This window comes from Polaromonas sp. Polasp52, from assembly GCF_059491565.1.
In genome coordinates this window covers 3,651,351-3,672,121 of record NZ_CP168513.1, presented here as the reverse complement: position 1 = coordinate 3,672,121, position 20,771 = coordinate 3,651,351, and the positions used below count along the sequence as shown (strand labels likewise).

Genomic DNA, 20,771 nt, shown 5'->3' with positions numbered 1-20,771 from the left:
AACGCCCAAGCCAGTACCAATTTGTGCCCTGATGTCACTTGATGTCAGCCAGGGCCCGAAAGAGAAAACCTCCCTCACGAAGGCTTTTTGCGCGCGCCACTCAAATACCTGCCAAGACAGAATTTCTGCAAAACCGCAGCGAAGTGACAACAAAGCGAATTCTTCCGATGTAAAAGCTCCAAGCCGCATGCACGCTTTAGCTTACGTCCTGTTACGATCAACCAAGCCCTGAACACAGCCCTTTGAGAGCTCCAATTTCCAAGCCATTTGTTCAGCCCACCGGTCCCCGTGGATGAGAACAAATGAGTCGAAGCCGATTGATCACTTACCTGGCCCGTTGCGGCCTGACCGGCGCGCTGGCCATGGCCGCTGCCACAACGGCTCTCGCGGCCGATGAGCGTTTTGAGATCACGCGTTTCCAGGTCGAGGGCAACACCCTGCTGCCCGCGGCGGAAGTGGATCGCCTGGTGGGTCCTCTCGCCGGGCCGCAGCGCGGTTTCGCCGATATCCAGCTTGCAGTCGAGGCCTTGCAGCAGGCCTATCGCAAGGCCGGCTACAGCACGGTGCTGGTGTCGGTGCCCGAGCAGGAACTGGCCGGCGGTGCGGTGAAACTACTGGTGCGGGAAACGGTGATTTCCTCGATCACGGTGACGGGCAACCAGCATTTCGACGAGGCCAATATCCGCGCCAGCCTGGTGCGGCTGCAGGTGGGCCGCTCGCCCAGCCTGGGCGCGATTTCCGAATCGATACAGCTGGCCAATGAAAGCCCGGCCAAGCAGGTCGGCGTCACCTTGGCCGAGGGCGACAAGCCGGGCACCATAGACGCCAAGGTGCTGGTCGACGACCACAAGCCGCTGCGCATCATCACCACGCTGGACAACACGGGTTCGCCGTCGAGCGGGCGCTGGCGCACCGGCGTGGCCGTGCAGCATGCCAACCTGTTTAACCGCGACCATGTGGGCACGCTGGCCTACACCACCTCGCCCGACAGCCCTTCGGGCGTGAACCTGAATGTCTATTCGGTGGGCTACCGTGTCCCGCTGTATGCGTATGGCGACAGCGTGGACTTTATTTACGGTAAATCGAGCGTCAACTCGCCCGCCAGCTCGCCGGTGCTGGGCGGCCTGCTGGGCTTTACGGGCAAGGGCGATGTGTACGGCCTGCGCTGGAACCACTTCCTCGGCCGCAGCGGCGAAAGCACGGCCAAGCTGGTGCTGGGCCTGGACCACAAGCTCGTCGATTCGCGCTGCGAAGTGGGCGGGGTCACGGTCAGCATCGCGCCGCCCACACCGCCGATTGCCTCCTGTGTGCCCTACAAGACCACGCCGCTGAGCATCACCTACAGCAGCCAGACCGAGGGTGCCGAACAGGTGTCGGGCTACAGCGTCGGCCTGTCGCGCAATATTCCCAGCGGCGAGCGCTACACGAATATCGACGGCCGCACGGACCGCTACTCTTACCTGACGCCTGGCAACCGCAGCACGCGTGACGATTTCATGGCCGCGCGCGCCAGCGCCTCGCTGTTCAAGTCTTTGGCCAGCGGCTGGCAGCTGCGCCTGGCCGGCAGCGCCCAGTACACCGACACACCGCTGCTCGCGGGCGAGCAGTTCGGCCTGGCCGGCTCGACGACGGTGCGCGGCTTCCAGGAGCGGGCGGTGACGGCCGACAGCGGCATCGTGGCCAATGCCGAGCTCTATACGCCGGAACTCTCCGGCCGTGTCGGGCTGCCCGGCCAGTTGCGCGGCGTGTTTTTCATTGACGCGGGCCACGGCAGCAACAACAAGGTGGGCAGCAGCGGCCTGCCCGGCAGCGTCACGGTGTCCAGCGTGGGCGCGGGCCTGCGTTATGTGATGAGCCGCGATTTCAGCCTGAATGTGGACCTGGCGCGCGTGAACAACGCGGGCAGCTCCCTCACGGAAAAACGGGGCGACTGGAATGCCCACCTGAGCGCCTCGCTGGCGTTCTGAAGAAGAACACAAGGTAGACCACCATGCCCATGTCCACGCACTTGCATTCCAGCCCCCTTCGCCTCTCGCTGCTGGCCAGCGCCCTGTTGCTGGCCTGCGCCACGCAGGCCTTTGCACAAGGCTTGCCGGCCAACGCCCTGCCCACGGGCTGGAATGTCACATCCGGCAGCGCGAGCTTCGCGCAGAGCGGCAACACGCTGACCATCAACCAGACCAGCCAGCAGGCCATCGCCAATTTTTCGAGCTTCAATGTGGGCTCGGCCGCGCAGGTAGACCTGCGCCAGCTGAACAGCTCGGCAGCCCTGCTGGCCAGGGTCAACGGCGGCGACCCTTCCCAGATTCTTGGCGGCATCCGGGCCGACGGCGCCCTATGGCTGATCAACCAGGCCGGCATCATGGTGGGCCCGGGCGCGCGCATTGACGTGGCGCGTTTCATCGCCAGTTCGCTGAATGTGAGCGACAGCGATTTCCTGGCCGGCCGCATGAACTTCAAGGGCACGGGCACGCCGGGTGATGTGCGCAACGCCGGCACCATCAACGCGGCCAGCGGCGGCAGCATCTACCTGGTGGGCGCCAATGTCGCCAACACCGGCAGCCTGAATGCGCCCCAGGGCGAGGTACTGCTGGCGGCAGGGCAAACCGTGCAGCTGGTGGACACCGCGACGCCGGGCGTCAGCATTGCCATCACCGGCACGCCGGGCGAAGCCAGAAACCTGGGACAGATCACGGCCGAAGCCGGGCGCATAGGCCTGGCCGCGGGCCTGGTGAGCAACAGCGGCACGATCAGCGCCTCCAGCGCGGTGCGCGAGGGGGGCCGGATTTTCCTGCGCGCTTCGGGCGACGTCAGGACCTCAGCCAGCTCCAGCATCAGCGCCAACGGCACGACGGGCGGCAATGTGGTGCTGATCGCCGGGAACGCAGCCTCCCTAGACGGCCAGGTGTCGGCCACGGGCAGTGCTGGCCGCGGCGGTTATGTGGACACCTCGGGCCATCGTTCACTCGACGTGGTGAACGTGCCAACGGTCGGCCAGGGCGGCGAGTGGCATATAGACCCGTTCAGCATCGAGATCGTGGCCGCCGGGCCGGATGCCGGCGTCATGGGCACCAATGCCATCACATCCAATGAGACCGGTGCCCGTATCAACGCGGCAACCATTGTTGCCCAGCTCGATGCCGGCACGAACGTGAGCATCACCACGGGCACAGGCAACCCCGCCATGGACATGGTGCACGGCGACATCACGGTGTCGGCCGCCATCACCAAGAGCGCCGGGGGCGATGCGGCGCTGACGCTGAACGCCAACAACAACATCGTCATCAACGCGCCCATCACCAGCAGCTCAAACAAGCTGGCCCTGAACCTGAACAGCAACTACCTCAACAACTACCCGGCCGACAACCACGCGGTGCAGCTCAATGCCGACCTTGCCTTGAACGGCGGCGCGCTCACCGTGTCGCAAAGCGGGGGCATTGGCAACGGCACACTCAATATCGCGGGCGGCACGACAACGCTGACGGGCGGCTCGGCCATCAACGCCTCGGGCGTCAATGTGCAGGCCGGCGGCACGCTGGCCGGTGCCGGCACCCTGGCGCTGGGCGGCACCGGGACGCTGCTGAACAACGGCACCGTGTCACCGGGCAGCGCAGGGTCCGCCGGCACGCTGTTTGTCCAGGGCAAGTACACGCAGGGCAGCACCGGGGTGCTGAATATCAGACTGGCGGGCACCGACAGCTTTGACAGGCTCGCCATCAGCAACACCGCCAGCCTGAACGGCAGGCTCAACGTTCGCGGGCTCAACGGCTTTGTGCCGCCTGCCGATTCGACCTACAACTTTCTGACGGCAACGGGTTCGGGCAGCGGCAGTTTCAGTACGGTCGACGCACCCAACATCACCTCCGGCAACGGCACGGCAAGCCTGGCCCTTAGCTACCCCGGAACAGGCACTACCGTTGCCCGCATCACGGCAACCGCTTCCTCCGCGAACATCTGCTCGATCGCGCCGAATTCAGTGCTCTGCCAGGTGCTGTCGGCCGCCATCCCCGTCGCGGTCGCAATCCAGCCTGCCACCACGGCCGTCACCACGGCCTTGGACTCCAGCGTCAGACCGCTCGCTACCGGCGCAGCACTGTTTTTTACCCCGCCGCCAAGCGAATCCACCCCCGAGCAGGTCGCCTCCATGCCGGTCTCCATCCCGGCGGCCGGCAGCGCGGGAACTTCGTCGGCGTCCGGCAATGACGCGAAAAAGAGCGATGCCAAGGAAGAAAAGGCGAGCACCAAAGACGATGGGCTGATCGCCAAAGCCGCGACGCCACCGCCAAAAACCTTCTGCAACTGAGGTGCATGACATGAAACTGCCAACACTTTTTACTCTCCCGCTTCCCGCATGTGCGATGGCGATCGCGCTGATGCTGCTGGCCCCGCTGGCGCAGGCCCAGGTGGTGGGTACCGTCACCAAGGTCTCGGGCCTGATGGTGGCCAAAAGCGCCGAGGGCCGCAGCCGGGTGCTGGCCGAGAACTCGCCGCTGCGCCAGGGCGACACCATCAGCACCGGGCGCAATACCTTTGGCCGCCTGGAGTTTGTGGATGGCGCGGCCATGGTGCTGCAGCCCGAGTCCCTGCTGCTGCTGACGCGCTACCGCTACGACGCGGGCAAGCCCGAACTCGACAAAGTCGAACTGGAATTGACGCAAGGCGGCTTCAGCAGCACGGCCGGCGCATTGGGCAAACGCAGCCAGGACGCCACCGTGATCACCACGCCTGCGGGCAATCTGCAGGGCAGCGCCAGCATGGAGGTTTCGCTCAGGTAGCTATAAGGCCGCCCGAGCAACTTCTTCGACAACCCACATCGCAGGAAACCCCATGAAAAAATTCACGTCGATCTTGCTGGCCTTGCTGGCCGCGCTGGCCTCCACCGCGGCCCTGGCGCAGAACACTCCGGCCATACCCTCGCCCACCGGCGCGCGCGCGCCGGGGCTGTATGTGGCCGTGCTGGACGGTTTGATCAAGGTCACCAACCCGGCCGGCACCACGAATTTCTCGGCGGGCCAGTTTGGCTACACCGCCTCGCCTATGCAGGTGCCTGCCATGGTGCCGAAAAACCCGGGGCTCCCATTCGCGCTGCCGCCGGCGTTCAACCAGCCGACCTCGCCCACCGGCTCGTCGACCGGTGCCAGGCCCGCAGTGGATTGCATCGTGCGCTAAACCCCGGATACCGCGCCCGGCAAGGCTGGAGCCCGGTTTATCTTCGCGGCCCCCTGGAAAGCCCCTGTTCTTGCGAACCAGGGGCTTTTTGACGCCATCACGCAGCGGCGGCGAACAATGAGTACCTTGGTCGTACCCGGGGAAGCCCTGCCCTGGCAGCGTTGCGTATTCAGGGCCTTTGCCTAAGAATGGGACCGAACAACGGGAGGTTCTGATGAAGACACCATTTCAAGCGCTGTTGCCCGCCGCCGTGGCCCTGCTGGCCGTCGCCCTGCCGCAAGGGGCATCCGCCCAGGCGACGCTGGAAAAAATCAAGAGCCGCGGCCAGATCAATGTGGGCTACCGCGCACTTGCGGCGCCTTTCTCGTTTCACCAGACACCGGAAAAGCCCATGGGCTACAGCATTGATTTCTGCAAGCCCATGATTGAGAGCCTGCGCCAGGCCGCCGGCAACAAAAACCTGCCGGTGCGCTACATCGCGACCGAAGTGGACGTGCGCGTGCGCCTGCTGGCCGAGGGCAGCGTGGACCTGCTGTGCGAGAACGTGACCGACACGCCCGAGCGCCGCGCGCGCATGGATTTTTCGACGCCGATTTTTGTCGATGCCATCCAGGTCGCCGTGCGCAACAAGGACATGATCAGCACGCTGGAGCAGCTCAAGGGCAAAAGCATTGTGGGCATAGACGGCAGCACCGTTGTGCCGGCCCTGGACCGCTATGCGCAATCGCATTCGCTGACCTGGCAACACGCCAAGGCCGTGAACCCCGACGCCGCGCTGGGGCAGCTGCAGCTGGGCTGGGCGGCCGGTTATGCGCGCGACGGCGTGATGCTGGCGGCCCAGCTTGCGAGCCTGCCCGACGCGGGCAACTACACCATACTGCCGGAACGCCTGTCGGTGGAGACCATCGCCATTGGCTACCGCAAGGGCGATGCCGCCATGGGCGCGCTGGTCAATGCCTCCATCAAGGAGTCCATGCGCAGCGGCGCCGCCCAGGGCTGGTACGAGCAGTGGTTTTTAAAGCCGGCCAAGCCCGGCGGCAAGCCGCTGTTCACGGCCATGCCGGCGGAGATGAAAACGCTGTTTGATACTGCCAAGGCGAACTGAGCGGGAGCGCCGGACCCACCCGGGTGGCTCAGGCGCCGGCAGGCGGCGGGGCGTCCTCGGGCGTGATGAAGGAGTCTTCCCAGGCCACCGCAAACTGGTGATCGACGTTGTCGTGAACAATGCCGGAGCCGGTGCTCAGCGGGTCGAAGTTGGTAAAACGTATCTTGCGGTTGCGCTCCAGCTTGGCGCGCAGGCTGCTGCGGGCCGCGGCTATGGCGGCCAGATCCACCTGGTTCGCCGCGGGGTTCCGCTGCTGCGCCTGTTCCGCGGGCGGCACTTCGGCGACCAGGGCGCCGCCGTCGGCCGCGCGCATGGTGTCGGGCACGGTGGCCAGGGCGTCGGCCTCGGCCTCCAGCGGCAAGGCCATGGGCGGCTCGCCGAGCACGGCCGGCGAGGACGGCGCTTCGTCGTCGGACAAATCGATTTCACCGAGGAAGGCGGCGCGCACGTCTTCCAGCGTGGGAAGGTTGCCGGCGCGCACCACGGCATAGGCGATGCCGCATTCGGCGAAGAGTTTTCGCTTGAGGTCGCGGCTGCTGGCCCTCAGGCCATGCGGGCCGGGCACGTCCAGGCAGCCGATGACGGTGCCGTCGGCGGCGCAGACCGTGAAGCTGCAATAGACGTTTTTGAGCAGCTCGAAGGAGCGCTGGCCTTCGGCCTCGTTGCGCGGCGAGACAAAACGGATGACCGGGACCTTGACCACCACATGGTGGTCGAAAAATGCGCGTTGCAGCCAGTGCCAGACTTCCTGTTCGGCATCGAGCAGCAAAGGCCTGGGCTGAAGGTGCCACTGCGCGGGAATACGCCTTTTTTTGCGGGCGGCGCGCGCCAGCCAGCCGTGGTGGCAAGCCGCCCCTGTTGCCATCCCTGACACCGCCGTCGCCGTCAGTGCCAACACAAAAACATCAAACATGTGTGCCTTAACTTTTTTTCAGTTTAAACACAGCACCCTTGAAGTTACAACCATTTACGTACCTGGGTGTTGTTGCGGCGTCTCACCCCTCGTCAGCCTGCGGTAAGTAGTGACTTATGTCACGCAACAGCGCCTAAAAGCAGCGAAGCCGCAACAGCATTTGAAACGAAGGATTACAACTCAGGCGAGTCGGCTTCCGGCAGCAAGCTGGCCAGCACCTTGTCGATGCGCTTGCCGTCCAGGTCCAGCACTTCGAAGCGCCAGCCCGCGCATTCGACGATCTCGGCGGTTTTGAGCAGCCGGCCCGAGACGCTTTGCAGCAGGCCGGCCACCGTGTTGTAGCGGCCCTTGCCCTCTTCGGGCAGTTCCTTGATGTCCAGCCTGGCCTTGAGTTCGGCCACGGGCATGACGCCGTCGATCAGCCAGCTGCCGTCCTCGCGTTCGGTGGCCCAGGCGTCCACCTGGGCGCCGGGCTGCAGCTCGCCGGTGATGGCTTCCAGCATGTCCATGGGCGTCATCAGGCCCTGCACCACGCCGTATTCGTCGACCACAAACACCATGCGGGTGGATCGCGCGCGGAACTGCTCCAGCAGCTCCATGCCGGTCAGGGTTTCCGGCACAAAGACCGCCGGCACCGCGTAAGCGCCTATGCGGTCGGCCACCGAGGGCACGGCGCCCGGGCCTTGTTCCTGGCCGAGGCCGGAAGAGGCGGCGGGCTGAATCTGGCCGCGCAGCGCGAGCAGTTTGGCCACGTTGACCACACCCACCACGTCGTCCAGGCTGCCGCGGCACACCGGGTACCAGGAATGGCCGGTGGCGCCGGCCTTGGCGATGGCCTGGGCCACGGTGTCGGAGGCGTCCAGCCACTCGATGTCGGAGCGCGGCAGCATCAGCGAGGTCAGCAGCCGGTCGTCGAGCAGGAACACGTTCTGCACCATCTGGTGCTCGTGCTCCTCGATCAGGCCGGCGTCCACGCCCTCTTCCAGGCTGGCGGCGATTTCTTCCTCGGTCACGGCGCGGCCGGCGGTGTTGTCGATGCGCAGCAGCTTGAGCACCGCCAGCGTGCTGATGGACAGCAGCCGGACAAAGGGCTTGAAGCCCGTGGCCACCCACATCATGGGCCGCGACACCAGGCGCGCGACGGTTTCCGGGTACAGCTGGCCTATGCGCTTGGGCACCAGTTCGCCGAACACAATGGTGATGAAGGTGATGACGGTCACCACCAGCGCGGTGGCGGTGATCTGGGAGGCGCGCTGCGGCGCGCCGAAAGTCTGTATCCAGGCCGCCAGGCCGTCACTGAAGGCCGCCTCGCCGATGATGCCGTTGAGCATGCCTATGGAGGTGATGCCCACCTGCACCGAGGAGAGAAACTGCGTGGGGTTGTCCAGCAGGCCCAGCGCGGACTGAGCCCCCTTGTCACCGGACTCCCCCATGGCCGTGAGCCTGGCCTTGCGGCTGGAAGCGAGGGCCATTTCCGACATGGCAAATACGCCGTTGAGCAGCGTCAAAAAAGCAATCAGCAAGAAATCCATGAGGCCTAGCGCAAAATAAACACATGTCAATGTACTGTATCGGCGACCTGCAGGGTTGCGACGCCCCCCTGGGGCGGCTGCTCGAGAAGCTGGATTTTTCGCCCAGCCGCGACACCCTCTATATCCTCGGCGACCTGGTCAACCGCGGCCCCGAGTCGCTCAAGGTGCTGCGCCGCCTGGCCGCCCTGGGCGACGCCGCGCAGTGCCTGCTGGGCAACCACGACCTGCATTTGCTCGCGCTGTGGCAGGGCGCGCGCAAGCCGGGCCGCCACGACACCATGCAGGAGATCCTGCAGGCCGGTGACGCCGGCACGCTGCTGGACTGGCTGCGGCACCGCGCCATGGCGCTGCAGCGCCACGGTTGGCTGATGGTGCACGCGGGCGTGCTGCCGCAGTGGACGGTGGCGCAAACCCTGGCGCTGGCGGCCGAGGTGGAGCAGGTGCTGCGCGGCAGCGAGCTCAAGGATTTTTTCGGTGCCATGTACGGCAACACGCCGGAGCGCTGGAGCGACAACCTGCAGGGCGCCGACCGGCTGCGCGTGGTGGTGAACGCACTCACGCGCCTGCGCTTTTGCACGCCCGAAGGCGTGATGGAGTTCGCCAGCACCGAAGGCGCCGATGGCGCGCCCGCCGGCTACCTGCCGTGGTTTGAGGTGCCCGGGCGCAAGACCGCCGGCACGCCGCTGGCCTTCGGCCATTGGTCCACCCTGGCCAAGGACGGCGCCGCGCCGCGCCTGCGCAACAACACCCTGCCGCTGGACACCGGCTGCGTCTGGGGCGGCTGCCTCACGGCAGCCAAACTGGGAGTGGAAGCCGGAACGTTTGAACTGATCGCCGTGCCCTGCGAACAGGCGCAAAAACCCGGCAAGGCCGGTAAATCAGGCTGAGATGGGCCGGCCCCGGCAGGCTTCGTCGGCCCAGGCGCGCGCCACGCTGGCGGACAGCAGCAGCACGGCCGATGAAAAGTAGATCCACATCAGGATCACCACCAGCGAGCCGGCCGCGCCATAAGCCGACACCACGGCGGCGGTCGAGAGATAAAAGGCCATCAGGTGCTTGCCGACCGCAAAGAGGATGGCCCCCGCGGCTGACCCCATCACCAGATAGCGTAAAGCGGGTTTGGGGCCGACACTCATTTTCATGAGGGCCACAAACAGTGCGACACAAAAACCGAAAGACACGAGTTCGTTGAGCACCCAGGCGAGTTTTTCGACCGGCAGGTAGCTGCCCGCCCAGCCCGACAGCAGGCTTAAAAAGGTCGAAATCGCCAGCGAGACCAGCAGCAGGAAACCGAACGCCAGGATGTAGGCCACCCCGCGCAGGCGCACGGAAGCGCCGTGCCACCACTTCTGCTGCGGCACTTCGCCGCTGCCTTGCCGCCACAGGCGCTCAAACGCATCCTGCAACTCCGCGAACACGCCCGTCGCCCCCGACAGGAGCAGCGCAAAGGCAAACAGCGAAGCCGTGATGCCCTCGGAAGGCACCTGGGCGCTGGACAGCGCCTGCTGCACCACCTGGGCGCCCTGCGCCCCTATGACGCTGCGGATCTGGTCGACCAGGCTGGTTTCGAGATAGGCACGGTCCAGCCACCAGCCCAGCACGGCGACCAGCAGGACCAGCAACGGCGCCAGGCTCAGGATGCCGTAAAAAGACATGGCCGCGCTCATGCGCATGCCGCCGGCGTCAATCCAGTGGTCGACGGCGCGCCACAAGGGGCGGAAGATTTTCAGGAGCTGATGGGAGAGCGCGGCAAACCCGGAAGCCGCCGGCGGAGGGGGCTTCAGGTCGGGGTCGGAATTCGCCATCATGGGGACAGCGTAAAAGGCGGGCCGCGCGGCCCGCACCGGACAGCCCCTCTAGCGGCCGTAGGCTTGGACCGACGGCGGGGCGGCTTTCAGGCCGCGGTTCAGACCGTGGGCTGGGTCTTGAACAGCGCCGCGACTTTTTTCTTGGGCTTGATATTGGCCGACACGCCGCTGCGCGCGGGGGCGGCCTTGGCGGCGGCTTCCCAAGCGGGCTGGGCGTCGGGCGCGACCTTCGGCTCATAGGGCTGGTCGAAGAAGGGGTCGCGCGGCGCGGCCGCCTGGCGGTGCGGCGTGTATTCGCGGCGCTCGCGCGGCTGGCGTGCCTCGCGCGGGCTGGCGCCGTCCTCGCCTTCGCGGTACATGCGACGGCCGTCGTTGATGCGGCCCTGCTCCTTGATGCGCGGGCGGTCTTCCTCGAACTCGAGGGGTTCCAGCTCGATCTTGGTCTTGATCAGCTTCTCGATGTCGGCCACCAGGCGGTTGTCGCTGCTGGCCACAAAACTCACGGCCAGGCCCGAGGCGCCGGCGCGGCCGGTGCGGCCTATGCGGTGCACATAGTCTTCGGCGTTGAAGGGCACGTCGAAGTTGAACACCGCCGGCACGTCCTTGATGTCCAGGCCGCGGGCGGCCACGTCGGTGCAGACCAGCAGGTCGACTTCACCCTTCTTGAAGGCTTCCAGGGCCTTGAGGCGCTCGTCCTGGCTTTTGTCGCCGTGCAGCGCGGCGGTCTTCAGGCCCTCGCGCTCCAGCGAACGGGCCAGGCGCGCGCAGCCCAGCTTGCTGTTGACGAACACAAAGGCCTGCTTCATGCCGCGCTCTTTGAGGATCTGGTGCAGTGCACGGCGCTTGTCGTCGGCGCCCACGCTGTAGAAATGCTGCTCGACGGTGGAGGCCGTGGCATTGGAGCGCGCCACCTCGATGGTGACCGGGTCCTGCAGGTAGCTGGAGGCCAGGCGTTTGATTTCGGGCGAGAAGGTGGCCGAGAACAGCAAGGTGATGCGCTGCTTGGGCAGGTAGCTCAGGATGCGCTGCAGGTCGGGCAAAAAGCCGATGTCCAGCATGCGGTCGGCTTCGTCCAGCACCACGTACTCGACCTGGTTGAGCACCGCGTTCTTGGCTTCGATGTGGTCCAGCAGGCGGCCCGGGGTGGCCACCAGCACTTCCACGCCTTTTTTGAGCTCGGCCGTCTGCGGCTTCATGTCCATGCCGCCGAACACCACGGTGCTGCGCAGGTTGGTGTACTTGGCGTAGAGCTCGACCTGCTGGGCCACCTGCACCGCGAGTTCGCGCGTGGGCAGCAGCACCAGCGCGCGCACCGGGTGGCGCGCGGGCGAGGTCGAGGGGTTTTCGTGTTTCATCATGCGCTGCAGCAGCGGCAGCGAAAAAGCGGCGGTCTTGCCGGTGCCGGTCTGCGCGGCGCCCATGACGTCCTTGCCCTGCAAGACGACCGGAATGGCCTGCTCCTGGATGGGGGTCATGGTCTCGTAGCCCATTTCGGCGACGGCGCGGGCCAGCGGTTCGGCCAGCGAAAGATTCGAAAAAGAGGATGTCATAAGAAAGCTCTGCTTAACGCTTGCGGGTATCTCTGTCGGTGGTAGCGCGCGTATCGGGGGATGGGGTTGCCTGGGCGCGCGTGCGGCCAACAGCACAGCCGTTGGCGGGAAAGGTAACACCGCAGACCGCCCGGGTCCGCGCGATCTCGACCGCGCGGCAGGGCTTGTGCAGGGCTTCCTCAGCCCCGTATTGTCGCACTTTGGGCCGATTGGCTGGTTTTGCTGGGGATTAGCGGTTTCAGGGCCTGCCGCAGGCCCGGCGCCCGGGCTGCCTCCGGCCCCATATTGCTATCAATCTTATAGCCCGCCATCCCCGCCAGTCAATGAGTATGGCCAGACAGGCTATAAATTCCGGGCGCTAAAGGTGTCGCAGGCCTTGACGCTGCCGGTTTTAAAGCCGGTGTCGAACCAGCGCTGGCGCTGGGCGCTGGTGCCGTGGGTGAAGCTTTCGGGCACCACCGCGCCGCCGCCGGCGCGTTGCAGGGCGTCGTCGCCGATTTTGGCGGCCGCATTCATGGCTTCCTCTACGTCGCCCTGCTCCAGGATCTGGCGGGCGTTCTGCGCGTTGTGCGCCCAGACCCCGGCAAAACAGTCGGCCTGCAGCTCCAGCCGCACGCTGAGCGCGTTGTATTCGGTCTTGCTGACGCGGCCGCGCATCTGGTCCATCTTGGCGCTGATGCCCAGCAGGTTCTGCACATGGTGGCCCACCTCGTGGGCGATCACATAGGCCTGGGCGAAGTCGCCGGGCGCGCCCAGGCGGTTGCGCAGGGTTTCGTAAAAACCGAGGTCGATGTAGACCTTCTGGTCGCCCGGGCAATAAAACGGCCCCATGGCCGCCTGGCCCTGGCCACAGGCCGTGGGCGTGGCGCCGCGGAACAGCACCAGCCGGGGTTTTTTGTAAGTGGCGCCGCCCTTGGCAAACACGTCGGTCCAGACGTCCTCGGTGTCGGCCAGCACGGTGGAGACAAACTTCGCCATGCGGTCGTCGGCCGGCGGCTTGTGGGCCGGCCCCTGCTGCTGCACCTGGGCCGGCGGCCCGCCGCCGCTGAGCAACCCCAGGATGGTCAGCGGGTTGATGCCGAAGATCCAGCCGCCAACCAGGGCCACCACGATGGTGCCTATGCCTATGCTGCGGCCGCCAAAACCGAAGCCGCCGCCACCCCCGCCGCCGTCATCTCGGCGGTCTTCGACGTTGTCGGATTCGCGATTGCCTTCCCATTTCATGATCTTCCCCTTGTCCAATGCACTTACCGTGCAATACTTGTTGGCGTCCGCAGGGCACGCACCGCCGCAATGCCCCGGGCGCGTGTCAGCGCATGCGCCGACTTTACTTGAGCGGCGCACCCGCCGCGGAACAAAATTGAACCCCGGTGTATCCATTTCCCATGAACACTTTTGCCCTTTCCTCGCCCACAGGCCCCGGCCCGCAGCGCAGCACCGGCGCCGTGTTGTTCCTGTTGTTCCGCTCGCCGCGCCTGGCCCTGGCGCTGCTGCTGGCCATGCTGCTCACGGCCTGCGCCAGCCCCATCACCACCCGCGTGACCAGTTTCAACCAGTGGCCCGCCGACGCGGCGGGCAGCACCTTCAGCTACATCACGCCCATGGAAACCACGCGGCAGCTGGAGCAGGCCACGTATGAAGGCTATGTGCAGGCCGAACTCGAAAAACGCGGCCTCAAGCGCGCGCCCGAAGGCCAGGCCGGCCGCCTGCAGGTCGACGTGGCGGCCAGCAGCCGCAGCGAGGAAAAAACCTGGCTGCAGCCGGTTTACCAGGACAACATGGTGTTCCTGCCGCCCTACCGCGACGCCGCGGGGCGCCTTTACGGCGGCGGCTGGGTGCCCGACCCCTTCGGGCCGCGCTATGTGGGCGACCGGCCGGTCAACGTGACGATTTACACCAACAGCCTGCGCCTGCGCCTGCTCGACACCAAGGGCACGCCGCCCGGCAAGCCGCCGCGCACGGTATTTGAATCACGCGCCATTTACGAAGGCGGCAGCGGCGACCTGCCGCTGGTCGTGCCCTACCTGGTTCGCGCGGTGTTCGACGACTTCCCGGGCCAGAACGGCCAGGTGCGCGTGGTGAAGTTCGACAGCGAAACCGGTGCCGTGATCAAAAAATAGTTGTTCGCTTATTCAAATCGAACCGCCAGCCCCTTGAGCGAGCCGGCCAGCGGCCCGGCCGCTTCCACCTCGGTATGCCAGGTCTGCCCCGCTTGCACCGGCCAGGCATCGGTCAGCGTGCCGGTGGTGATGACATCGCCCGCCCGCAAGGCCGGTGCGCCCGGCGTGGCGCGCAGCTCGCGCACAAAATGCAGCAAGGCCTGCACCGGGCCGTCCAGCACATTGGCGCCCAGGCCCTGGTCCTTGAGCACGCCGTCGGCATAGAGCTTGAGCCGCAGGCCGGCCAGCGCTTCGATCAGTGCCTCGGGCTCCGTCGCGGCGGGCAAAGCCACCGTATGGCCCACCAGCAGCCGGCCGTGCAGGCCGCCGTCGGCCACGGCCTGCGCGGCGCTGAACTTCCAGCCCGGGAAATGCGTGTGCACGATTTCATAGCCATGCGCCACCCAAGCAATCGCCGCCACCAGCTGCGCGGCCGTGCAGTCGGGCGGCGGTGCCTCGCGCAAACCGAACACCACCTCGGGCTCTATGCGCGGCTCGCACAGGCCCTTGAGCGAGAGCACGCCCTCATTGGGCGCGGCGGCATCAATCCGCACCAGGCTGCTGCGCCACACCGTGCCCCAGATGGGCCCGTAGACCCCATAACGCGGCCAGATCGTGCGGTTGGTAAAGCCGATCTTGTAGCCGACCGGAGCATCGCCCTGGGCGCTTCGCGCGGCGCGCACGGCCAGCGCGGTGGCGTAGGCCAGCGGCACATCGGCCGGCACGGCAGCGGGCCAGGGCAGCGGCCGGGCTTCAAGGCGGGCGCGGGCCAGGTCGGCGACCAGCGCGGCAATGTCCGGGTGCGAGGGGGTGTTGTTCATCGGGCCATGGTAGCCAAAAAGCCGCCTTCGCTCACAATGGCCGCATGCCCTCTTCCTCCACACTCACCGCCTCCCTTCCCCGCGTGCTGCTGACCGGCTTTGACCCCTTTGGCGATACCGGCCACAGCAGCCAGCCCCTGAACCCCAGCTGGCTGGCGGTGAAGGCGCTGCACGGCAAGCGCATAGGCGGCCACTCAGTGGTGGCGGCGCAGTTGCCTACCGTGTTCCAGGCATCGATGGACGAACTCACCCGGCTGCTCCAGTTGCACAAGCCCGCGCTGGTGGCCTGCGTGGGCCAGGCCGGCGGGCGCGGCGCGATCTCGCTGGAACGCATCGCCATCAACGTCAACGACGCACGCATCCCCGACAACCTGGGCGCGCAGCCCGTGGACACACCGGTGGTGGCCGGCGGGCCGGCGGCCTATTTCAGCAGCCTGCCCATCAAGGCCATGCTGCAGGCGCTGCAGGCGGCGGGTGTGGCGGCCGAGGTCTCGCAGACGGCGGGCACCTTTGTCTGCAACCACGTGTTTTATGCGCTCATGCACGCGCTGGCCACCAAACGCGGCTTCAAGCGCACGCGCGGCGGTTTTGTCCATGTGCCCTACCTGCCCGAACAGGGCGCGCCCAGCATGCCGCTGGACGAGATCGTGCGCGGGCTGCGGCTGGCCGTGGCGACCGCGCTGGCCACGCCGCGCGACATTGCCAAGGGCGCGGGGGCCGTCAGCTAGCCAAGGTGTCGTCCCGCGTGCCGGAATCCCGCGCGGGCACGGCGGGTTCGTCGCGCAGCAATCGCCACAGCAAAAAAGTGCCGAGGATGGCGTTGCCGAGCGCAAAACCGGTGAGCAGCAGCGTGGCCCAGGCGGTCAAGGGGTGGTTGTGCACCACCCAGGCCAGCAGCGGCGACAGGCCGTTGAGCGTGAGCATCAGCCAGAACAGCGGGTTGCGCGGCTGATAGAGGCGAGAAAGAGGACGTGACGGTGGCATCACCCATGCTAACCGCGCGGGCCCTACGCGGGCCTGACAGGCAGGGCTTGTTAACAGGCCTTAACGAATGGCAAACGACGCGGCCATCAACCCCTGAGGCGAGCGCGCCGGGTGGGCCGGCATCAGGCTGCCCGCGGCGCCGGAGGCTTCGGCAAAAGCCGGCGCCTTGGGCGTGCCGTCGGGCGCGGGCGACGGTGATGCGCCTGGGATGACGCGCGCCTGCTGGATGCAGCTATGGCGCGCGGCGCCCGCGCTGGTTTCCATGCAATGCGCGATCACCACCAGCTCGGCGCGCCGCTGCTCGTCACGCAACCTGGCCTTAGCGACCTGCGAATCCGCCACAACGGCCAGGGCGGCCAGCTGGCACAGGATCACCAGGCCCGCCGCGACCATCAGCAGCGTCTTGTATGGCAGTTCATCGAATTTCCTCAAATGCACAGAAAACATGGCAACCTCCCCGTTGGTTACACCATGCTAGGGCGGGCCTGCAATAGTCCATTCGGCGCCTTGCCCGTCCCGCTGTAGGATAAAAACCTCTCGTGAAACTCACCGGCGCGGCGGCCCATCCACCACTTCTCGGGCCATCCCGCTTACCATCGCAGGCATGACGCTCCACCCGTATCCCACCTCGCTGGACGCCGGACAGACCGCCGCGCGGCTACCCTACCCGCTGCTGGTCACCGAACTCATACGCCTGCTCAAGGACGAGTCGGTCCAGGTCCCGCAGCGGGTGGTGCAGGCCCTGCCAGGCGGCGGTAGCCTCTTTGTGATGCCGGCGCTGGACGCCCGCACCGCGATCGCCAAGCTCATCACCCTGACCCCCGCCAACGCCGGCAGCGGCCTGCCCGCCATCCAGGGCGACGTGGTGGTGTTCGACGTGGCCACCGGCCGGCGCCGGCTGATGCTGGACGGCCCCACCGTCACCGCCAGGCGCACCGCCGCCGTCTCGCTGCTGGCCGCGCAGCGGCTGGCGCCCAACACCCGCGGGCCCATGCTGATCGTCGGCGCCGGCGTGCAGGGTGTGGCGCACCTTGAAGCCTTTGCCCAGGGCCTGGGCGTGCGCGACTTCCGCATCACTTCGCGCAGCCACGCCAGCGCCCAGGCCCTGGCGCAGCATGCGCAGTCGCTGGGCCTGAACGGCCGCGTGGTGCCCGACGCCGATGCCGCCCTGGCCGACTGCCCGCTGGCCGCCACCTGCACGCCGGCCGGCGGCGTGGTGCTCAGCGCCCTGCCGCGCGACGACGGTTTTATCAGCGCCGTGGGCGCCTACACGCCGTCCATGGTGGAGCTCAGCGCCGCGCTGTGCCAGTACGTCGCGGCCCAGGGCAGCGTGCTGGTCGACACCCCTGATGCCGTGCACGAAGCCGGCGACCTGCTGCAGGCGGGCCTGGACGTGGCCCGCTTCGCCAGCCTGGGCGAGGTGGTACGCCAGGACATGAAAAAACCCGCCGGGCCGGTGCTCTTCAAAAGCTGCGGCTGGGCGGGCTGGGATTTGGCTGCGGCGCGCACGGCGCTGGCCTGAACGGCCCCCGGGTCGCCGGCACTACAAGCTCGCGGCGCCCAACAGGCCTTTCATTCTCAATCGCTGAATTTCGCCAGCTGGTTGAGGAACTCCTTGATGTTCTCAAGAATGGAGCGTTCGTTGGACAGGCGCAGCCGCTCCACGGCCACAAAGGCGTCCGACACAGTGGCGCTGCCGGTGGCCTTGACGGGATAGTCGCGCGCCACACCCTGGCCCGCCACCTTGTAGGTGATATTGGACTTCACATCCAGGGTGAATCCCATGAGGGGCTGGTCCAGTTCCGCCAGGTTTGCCGATACGGCGTACTTGGCCTGCGCCGGATCGGTGGCGAGGTAACCGCTGATGGCCAGGCTGTCCTCCAAGGCCTTCTTGAAACTGGCGCCGTCCACCTGCGAGGTCCACATCGGGTTGGTGGCCTTGCCGCCCGTCACTTCGCCCAGCTTGACCGAGCCCTTGAGCTTGGGGTTGACCGTCGCGACGCTGCCCGGCTTTACCGTCATGGCCTGCGGCGTGGCTGAACTGGCGCAGCCGGTGAGCTGCAGAACCACGGCGGCGCCGATGGCCGCGCCCAATAATTTCAGAAACCTCATATCCTCACTCCTTCGTTGGCGTTGTTGAAACTGGTGCTGTTGAAACTGACGGCGGCGGACAGGGGCTGCCAAGCACGACCGCCACTTCTTCGGGGTAATTGAAACCTGCTCCGTTGCCTGAATCGACCGCGTAACCGATCAGGCCGCCCGCGAGGATATTGCCCCAGGCACCGTTGTTGTTCTTGGAAACGAACTTCGCAACGCCTTTCGACTGGGCCTTGCTGCAGGCGACGGCAAGCTCGCCATAGGATTTCCGGATCAGCGCGGAATCGGGTGTGGTGAGCTGCCAGCTTCCCTTGTCGTTGCTCAGCGTGCAGGACGCGGCGGGCACGATGTCGCCCTCACACACCGCCGTCACCGCAATGCGTTGGCTGGTACCACTGGTAATCGAGGCGCAACCGCCCAGTACAAAGCTGAGCCCCAGCACCCAGCCGGCTGTCAGGCGCATCACGCCCGGGCTACCGGAAAATCGCGACCTGAGGGCGCGGGTCGCTGGAAAGGCCGCGCCCTGGCAAGCGTCCCTGATGAATGAACAGACATTTTTTGCCTCCCTTTTTTCGTGCTTATTGGGTATCCCTCGTGGCCGTGAATGTAACACGATGTTTCTACACTAAAGAGGCCATGTGTGTGTTTTTATGACCCTTGCGTCTTTGGGCCGATCAAGATAAAGGAACGGAAGCGGTGGGCGCCGCAGCGCAAGGGCATCAGGGGGTTTGCCGGGGCAGCGAGATGCAAGCAGGTGCCCACCTACACCCGAATGCCGGTGCGGGTGTTACGCTGGCCCGTCCACACCGGAGGTAACACCATGAAGATCCTGTTCGCTGCCGACGGCAGCAAGTACACCAAAAAAGCCCTGGCCTTCCTGGTCAACCATGAAGACCTGGCCGGCGCCGAGGGCGAGGTGGTGGTGCTCAATGTGCAGGCGCCCGTGCCGGGCCGCGTCAAAAGCATGCTGGGATCGGCCAACGTCAAGGCCTATCACGCTGAGGAGTCGCAAAAGGTGCTGGCGCCCATAGAACGCTTCCTCAAGCGCCACAAGCTGTCCTTCAGGACCGTTGCCGTGGTCGGCACGCCCACCACCGAAATCCTGCGCGCCGCCAAACGCGAGAAGGCCCACCTCATCGTCATGGGCACGCACGGCCAGGGTTTGCTGAGCCGCGCGCTGATCGGCAGCGTGGCCCAGCGCGTGGTCACGGAAAGTGATATCCCGGTGCTGCTGGTCAAATAGCCAAAGGCATGAAGAAGCCCGCCAGGCCGATGCTGTTCAAAACCAGCTGCCTAGCGAGCTGAAACCTAGCCGCGCGCACAACGCTGGCCCGACACACCAATTTACTTGGCGGCGGCAGACATCGGCACTTCGGCACCCTTATTCGGTCGCCCCTCGACGTCGGACCTGCGGTCAAAGGTCAGCAGCTTCCCCATGACAACTTGAACCCATTGCGGATATGTATAGGCCGTGCCTTTGTTGTGGTCGATGATGGCGCCTATACCGCCCCCAAACAGGATGTTGCCGGCCATGCCTGCATTGGCGCGCGAGATCGCGATGCCGCGGCCATCGGCCTCACCCGTCTTGACGCAGGTGACTTGCAGGTCTTTGGAGGAGCGGCGCACATTGGCCGTAACCGGCGTCCTGATGGTTTGCTGGCCATAGTCGTTTTCGAGAGTGCACTCAACGCCCTTGATCTCCGCGCCTGCGGCATTAAAAGTTTCAACCCGGACCGGCGTGGTGGTGTCGTTGGTAATGGATGCGCAACCGGTCAAGGCCACGCAAGCGAAAACAATGGAACTGGAATACAAGCGAACAGACATTTGGAACCTCCCTTTTTTTGGTTCGCAAATCGTAGGTGGGGTAGATGCCTGTTCCGGTCAACTTTGTCTTTCCGCGGACAAAGGGTGCACCGTTTTTGATTCTGGTTGCGGAGCAAGAATCGCCCGTACAAGGTCAATCCTCCGGATCCGCATCAATCTGCGAATGCGGGCAGGCGCATCACCAGGAAGGGCATCAAGCCTTCGGCAGCGTCACCCCAACCTGCCCCTGGTACTTGCCGCCGCGGTCCTTGTACGAGACCTCGCAGACGTCGTCCTTGTCGCTCTCGAAGAACAGCACCTGGGCGCAGCCTTCGCCCGCGTAGATCTTGGCGGGCAGCGGCGTGGTGTTGGAGAACTCCAGCGTCACATAGCCTTCCCATTCGGGCTCAAAGGGCGTGACGTTGACGATGATGCCGCAGCGCGCATAAGTGCTTTTGCCCAGGCAGATGGTCAGCACGTTGCGCGGGATGCGGAAGTATTCGACGGTGCGCGCCAGCGCGAAGCTGTTGGGCGGGATGATGCAGCTGTCGCCGTGGAAGTCGACAAAACTCTTTTCGTCGAAGTTCTTGGGATCGACCACCGTGCTGTGGATGTTGGTGAAGACCTTGAACTCGGGCGCGCAGCGGATGTCGTAGCCGTAGCTGCTGGTGCCGTAGCTGATGATCTTGTGGCCGTCACGTTGCCGGATCTGGCCGGGTTCGAAAGGCTCGATCATGCCGTGCTGCTCGGACATGCGGCGTATCCATTTGTCGCTCTTGATGCTCATTCGGGGAAACTCCTCACTGTGCCCCGATTGTAGGCAAGGTTGA

The 20,771-nt window shown here is 65.8% G+C and carries 22 protein-coding genes; 10 read left to right on the top strand and 12 right to left on the bottom strand.

All coding sequences use genetic code 11. The features are described from left to right. Positions 1–302 precede the first annotated feature (302 nt). The 5 genes from ACEN9P_RS17210 to ACEN9P_RS17190 all read left to right on the top strand — a co-directional run bounded on the left by ACEN9P_RS17210 (position 303) and on the right by ACEN9P_RS17190 (position 6,274). On the top strand, positions 303–1,967 hold the full coding sequence (locus tag ACEN9P_RS17210) for a ShlB/FhaC/HecB family hemolysin secretion/activation protein (protein WP_495619928.1): 1,665 nt from the start codon (positions 303–305) through the stop codon (positions 1,965–1,967). A gap of 23 nt (positions 1,968–1,990) precedes the next feature. Further along, the gene (locus tag ACEN9P_RS17205) at positions 1,991–4,303 is read left to right on the top strand and encodes a two-partner secretion domain-containing protein (RefSeq protein ID WP_495619927.1); all 2,313 of its coding nucleotides are present in this window, start codon (positions 1,991–1,993) and stop codon (positions 4,301–4,303) included. 10 nt (positions 4,304–4,313) lie between these two features. Further along, a complete protein-coding gene (locus tag ACEN9P_RS17200) occupies positions 4,314–4,775 on the top strand; it encodes a FecR family protein (RefSeq protein WP_495619926.1) in 462 nt (153 codons plus the stop codon). A gap of 52 nt (positions 4,776–4,827) precedes the next feature. After that, positions 4,828–5,169, top strand: a complete 342-nt coding sequence (locus ACEN9P_RS17195; RefSeq protein WP_495619925.1) for a hypothetical protein — start codon at positions 4,828–4,830, stop codon at positions 5,167–5,169. A 214-nt stretch (positions 5,170–5,383) separates the two neighbouring features. Further along, positions 5,384–6,274: a transporter substrate-binding domain-containing protein gene (locus tag ACEN9P_RS17190; RefSeq protein ID WP_495619924.1), complete on the top strand. Its 891-nt coding sequence runs from the start codon at positions 5,384–5,386 to the stop codon at positions 6,272–6,274. Between the two features lie 28 nt (positions 6,275–6,302). Here ACEN9P_RS17190 and ACEN9P_RS17185 read toward each other — a convergent pair whose 3' ends face one another. Both ACEN9P_RS17185 and ACEN9P_RS17180 read right to left on the bottom strand, forming a co-directional pair. Continuing rightward, complete coding sequence (locus ACEN9P_RS17185) at positions 6,303–7,187, bottom strand: DUF2726 domain-containing protein (protein WP_477663943.1); 885 nt, start codon at positions 7,185–7,187, stop codon at positions 6,303–6,305. A gap of 173 nt (positions 7,188–7,360) precedes the next feature. After that, positions 7,361–8,719 carry a hemolysin family protein gene (locus ACEN9P_RS17180; protein ID WP_477663942.1) on the bottom strand — a complete coding sequence of 453 codons (1,359 nt, stop codon included), beginning with the start codon at positions 8,717–8,719 and terminating at the stop codon, positions 7,361–7,363. A gap of 23 nt (positions 8,720–8,742) precedes the next feature. Here ACEN9P_RS17180 and ACEN9P_RS17175 point away from each other — a divergent pair, with 23 nt between their 5' ends. Beyond that, positions 8,743–9,606: a symmetrical bis(5'-nucleosyl)-tetraphosphatase gene (locus ACEN9P_RS17175; RefSeq protein WP_495619923.1), complete on the top strand. Its 864-nt coding sequence runs from the start codon at positions 8,743–8,745 to the stop codon at positions 9,604–9,606. Here the strand turns inward: ACEN9P_RS17175 and ACEN9P_RS17170 are convergent. From ACEN9P_RS17170 to ypfJ, 3 genes are all read right to left on the bottom strand, one after another. After that, positions 9,598–10,527 (bottom strand): YihY/virulence factor BrkB family protein, encoded by a 930-nt coding sequence (locus ACEN9P_RS17170; RefSeq protein ID WP_495619922.1) that lies wholly within the window; start codon positions 10,525–10,527, stop codon positions 9,598–9,600. The genes ACEN9P_RS17175 and ACEN9P_RS17170 overlap by 9 nt on opposite strands. A gap of 98 nt (positions 10,528–10,625) precedes the next feature. Continuing rightward, positions 10,626–12,077: a DEAD/DEAH box helicase gene (locus ACEN9P_RS17165; RefSeq protein ID WP_495619921.1), complete on the bottom strand. Its 1,452-nt coding sequence runs from the start codon at positions 12,075–12,077 to the stop codon at positions 10,626–10,628. A 342-nt stretch (positions 12,078–12,419) separates the two neighbouring features. Then, positions 12,420–13,301, bottom strand: coding sequence for a KPN_02809 family neutral zinc metallopeptidase (ypfJ, locus tag ACEN9P_RS17160; RefSeq protein WP_495619920.1), 882 nt, complete (start codon positions 13,299–13,301; stop codon positions 12,420–12,422). A gap of 161 nt (positions 13,302–13,462) precedes the next feature. Here ypfJ and ACEN9P_RS17155 point away from each other — a divergent pair, with 161 nt between their 5' ends. Then, complete coding sequence (locus ACEN9P_RS17155) at positions 13,463–14,197, top strand: DUF4136 domain-containing protein (RefSeq protein WP_495619919.1); 735 nt, start codon at positions 13,463–13,465, stop codon at positions 14,195–14,197. Between the two features lie 8 nt (positions 14,198–14,205). Here the strand turns inward: ACEN9P_RS17155 and ACEN9P_RS17150 are convergent, their stop codons facing one another. Next, the gene (locus ACEN9P_RS17150; RefSeq protein WP_495619918.1) at positions 14,206–15,057 is read right to left on the bottom strand and encodes a 2-keto-4-pentenoate hydratase; all 852 of its coding nucleotides are present in this window, start codon (positions 15,055–15,057) and stop codon (positions 14,206–14,208) included. Positions 15,058–15,101: 44 nt separating this feature from the next. On the opposite strand from ACEN9P_RS17150, the gene pcp reads away from it, so the two are divergent. Continuing rightward, entirely contained in the window at positions 15,102–15,785 is a 684-nt protein-coding gene (gene pcp, locus ACEN9P_RS17145; protein WP_495619917.1) for a pyroglutamyl-peptidase I, read from the top strand. Here the strand turns inward: pcp and ACEN9P_RS17140 are convergent. Beyond that, the gene (locus tag ACEN9P_RS17140) at positions 15,778–16,041 is read right to left on the bottom strand and encodes a hypothetical protein (RefSeq protein ID WP_495619916.1); all 264 of its coding nucleotides are present in this window, start codon (positions 16,039–16,041) and stop codon (positions 15,778–15,780) included. The two genes, pcp and ACEN9P_RS17140, sit on opposite strands and share 8 nt — an antisense overlap. A 60-nt stretch (positions 16,042–16,101) precedes the next feature. After that, a complete protein-coding gene (locus ACEN9P_RS17135; RefSeq protein ID WP_495619915.1) occupies positions 16,102–16,488 on the bottom strand; it encodes a hypothetical protein in 387 nt (128 codons plus the stop codon). Between the two features lie 157 nt (positions 16,489–16,645). Here ACEN9P_RS17135 and ACEN9P_RS17130 point away from each other — a divergent pair, with 157 nt between their 5' ends. Next, positions 16,646–17,563 (top strand): delta(1)-pyrroline-2-carboxylate reductase family protein, encoded by a 918-nt coding sequence (locus tag ACEN9P_RS17130; RefSeq protein WP_495619914.1) that lies wholly within the window; start codon positions 16,646–16,648, stop codon positions 17,561–17,563. A 56-nt stretch (positions 17,564–17,619) separates the two neighbouring features. Here the strand turns inward: ACEN9P_RS17130 and ACEN9P_RS17125 are convergent, their stop codons facing one another. Both ACEN9P_RS17125 and ACEN9P_RS17120 read right to left on the bottom strand, forming a co-directional pair. Beyond that, entirely contained in the window at positions 17,620–18,153 is a 534-nt protein-coding gene (locus tag ACEN9P_RS17125; RefSeq protein WP_477663932.1) for a YajG family lipoprotein, read from the bottom strand. A 4-nt stretch (positions 18,154–18,157) separates the two neighbouring features. Further along, a complete protein-coding gene (locus ACEN9P_RS17120; protein WP_477663931.1) occupies positions 18,158–18,604 on the bottom strand; it encodes a hypothetical protein in 447 nt (148 codons plus the stop codon). A gap of 354 nt (positions 18,605–18,958) precedes the next feature. Between ACEN9P_RS17120 and ACEN9P_RS17115 the strand changes: the two genes are divergently transcribed. Continuing rightward, positions 18,959–19,381, top strand: a complete 423-nt coding sequence (locus ACEN9P_RS17115; RefSeq protein WP_495619913.1) for a universal stress protein — start codon at positions 18,959–18,961, stop codon at positions 19,379–19,381. A 101-nt stretch (positions 19,382–19,482) separates the two neighbouring features. Here the strand turns inward: ACEN9P_RS17115 and ACEN9P_RS17110 are convergent, their stop codons facing one another. Both ACEN9P_RS17110 and dcd read right to left on the bottom strand, forming a co-directional pair. Next, positions 19,483–19,962 carry a hypothetical protein gene (locus ACEN9P_RS17110; protein WP_495619912.1) on the bottom strand — a complete coding sequence of 160 codons (480 nt, stop codon included), beginning with the start codon at positions 19,960–19,962 and terminating at the stop codon, positions 19,483–19,485. A gap of 193 nt (positions 19,963–20,155) precedes the next feature. Next, on the bottom strand, positions 20,156–20,728 hold the full coding sequence (gene dcd, locus ACEN9P_RS17105) for a dCTP deaminase (RefSeq protein ID WP_007866203.1): 573 nt from the start codon (positions 20,726–20,728) through the stop codon (positions 20,156–20,158). Positions 20,729–20,771 lie beyond the last annotated feature (43 nt).

Excerpts from the sequence above, each read along its gene's own strand:
- ACEN9P_RS17210 (WP_495619928.1), top strand. The coding sequence starts at position 303 with ATGAGTCGAAGCCGATTGATCACTTACCTGGCCCGTTGCGGCCTGACC.
- ACEN9P_RS17205 (WP_495619927.1), top strand. The coding sequence starts at position 1,991 with ATGCCCATGTCCACGCACTTGCATTCCAGCCCCCTTCGCCTCTCGCTG.
- ACEN9P_RS17200 (WP_495619926.1), top strand. The coding sequence starts at position 4,314 with ATGAAACTGCCAACACTTTTTACTCTCCCGCTTCCCGCATGTGCGATG.
- ACEN9P_RS17195 (WP_495619925.1), top strand. The coding sequence starts at position 4,828 with ATGAAAAAATTCACGTCGATCTTGCTGGCCTTGCTGGCCGCGCTGGCC.
- ACEN9P_RS17190 (WP_495619924.1), top strand. The coding sequence starts at position 5,384 with ATGAAGACACCATTTCAAGCGCTGTTGCCCGCCGCCGTGGCCCTGCTG.
- ACEN9P_RS17185 (WP_477663943.1), bottom strand. The coding sequence starts at position 7,187 with ATGTTTGATGTTTTTGTGTTGGCACTGACGGCGACGGCGGTGTCAGGG.
- ACEN9P_RS17180 (WP_477663942.1), bottom strand. The coding sequence starts at position 8,719 with ATGGATTTCTTGCTGATTGCTTTTTTGACGCTGCTCAACGGCGTATTT.
- ACEN9P_RS17175 (WP_495619923.1), top strand. The coding sequence starts at position 8,743 with ATGTCAATGTACTGTATCGGCGACCTGCAGGGTTGCGACGCCCCCCTG.
- ACEN9P_RS17170 (WP_495619922.1), bottom strand. The coding sequence starts at position 10,527 with ATGATGGCGAATTCCGACCCCGACCTGAAGCCCCCTCCGCCGGCGGCT.
- ACEN9P_RS17165 (WP_495619921.1), bottom strand. The coding sequence starts at position 12,077 with ATGACATCCTCTTTTTCGAATCTTTCGCTGGCCGAACCGCTGGCCCGC.
- ypfJ (WP_495619920.1), bottom strand. The coding sequence starts at position 13,301 with ATGAAATGGGAAGGCAATCGCGAATCCGACAACGTCGAAGACCGCCGA.
- ACEN9P_RS17155 (WP_495619919.1), top strand. The coding sequence starts at position 13,463 with ATGAACACTTTTGCCCTTTCCTCGCCCACAGGCCCCGGCCCGCAGCGC.
- ACEN9P_RS17150 (WP_495619918.1), bottom strand. The coding sequence starts at position 15,057 with ATGAACAACACCCCCTCGCACCCGGACATTGCCGCGCTGGTCGCCGAC.
- pcp (WP_495619917.1), top strand. The coding sequence starts at position 15,102 with ATGCCCTCTTCCTCCACACTCACCGCCTCCCTTCCCCGCGTGCTGCTG.
- ACEN9P_RS17140 (WP_495619916.1), bottom strand. The coding sequence starts at position 16,041 with ATGCCACCGTCACGTCCTCTTTCTCGCCTCTATCAGCCGCGCAACCCG.
- ACEN9P_RS17135 (WP_495619915.1), bottom strand. The coding sequence starts at position 16,488 with ATGTTTTCTGTGCATTTGAGGAAATTCGATGAACTGCCATACAAGACG.
- ACEN9P_RS17130 (WP_495619914.1), top strand. The coding sequence starts at position 16,646 with ATGACGCTCCACCCGTATCCCACCTCGCTGGACGCCGGACAGACCGCC.
- ACEN9P_RS17125 (WP_477663932.1), bottom strand. The coding sequence starts at position 18,153 with ATGAGGTTTCTGAAATTATTGGGCGCGGCCATCGGCGCCGCCGTGGTT.
- ACEN9P_RS17115 (WP_495619913.1), top strand. The coding sequence starts at position 18,959 with ATGAAGATCCTGTTCGCTGCCGACGGCAGCAAGTACACCAAAAAAGCC.
- ACEN9P_RS17110 (WP_495619912.1), bottom strand. The coding sequence starts at position 19,962 with ATGTCTGTTCGCTTGTATTCCAGTTCCATTGTTTTCGCTTGCGTGGCC.
- dcd (WP_007866203.1), bottom strand. The coding sequence starts at position 20,728 with ATGAGCATCAAGAGCGACAAATGGATACGCCGCATGTCCGAGCAGCAC.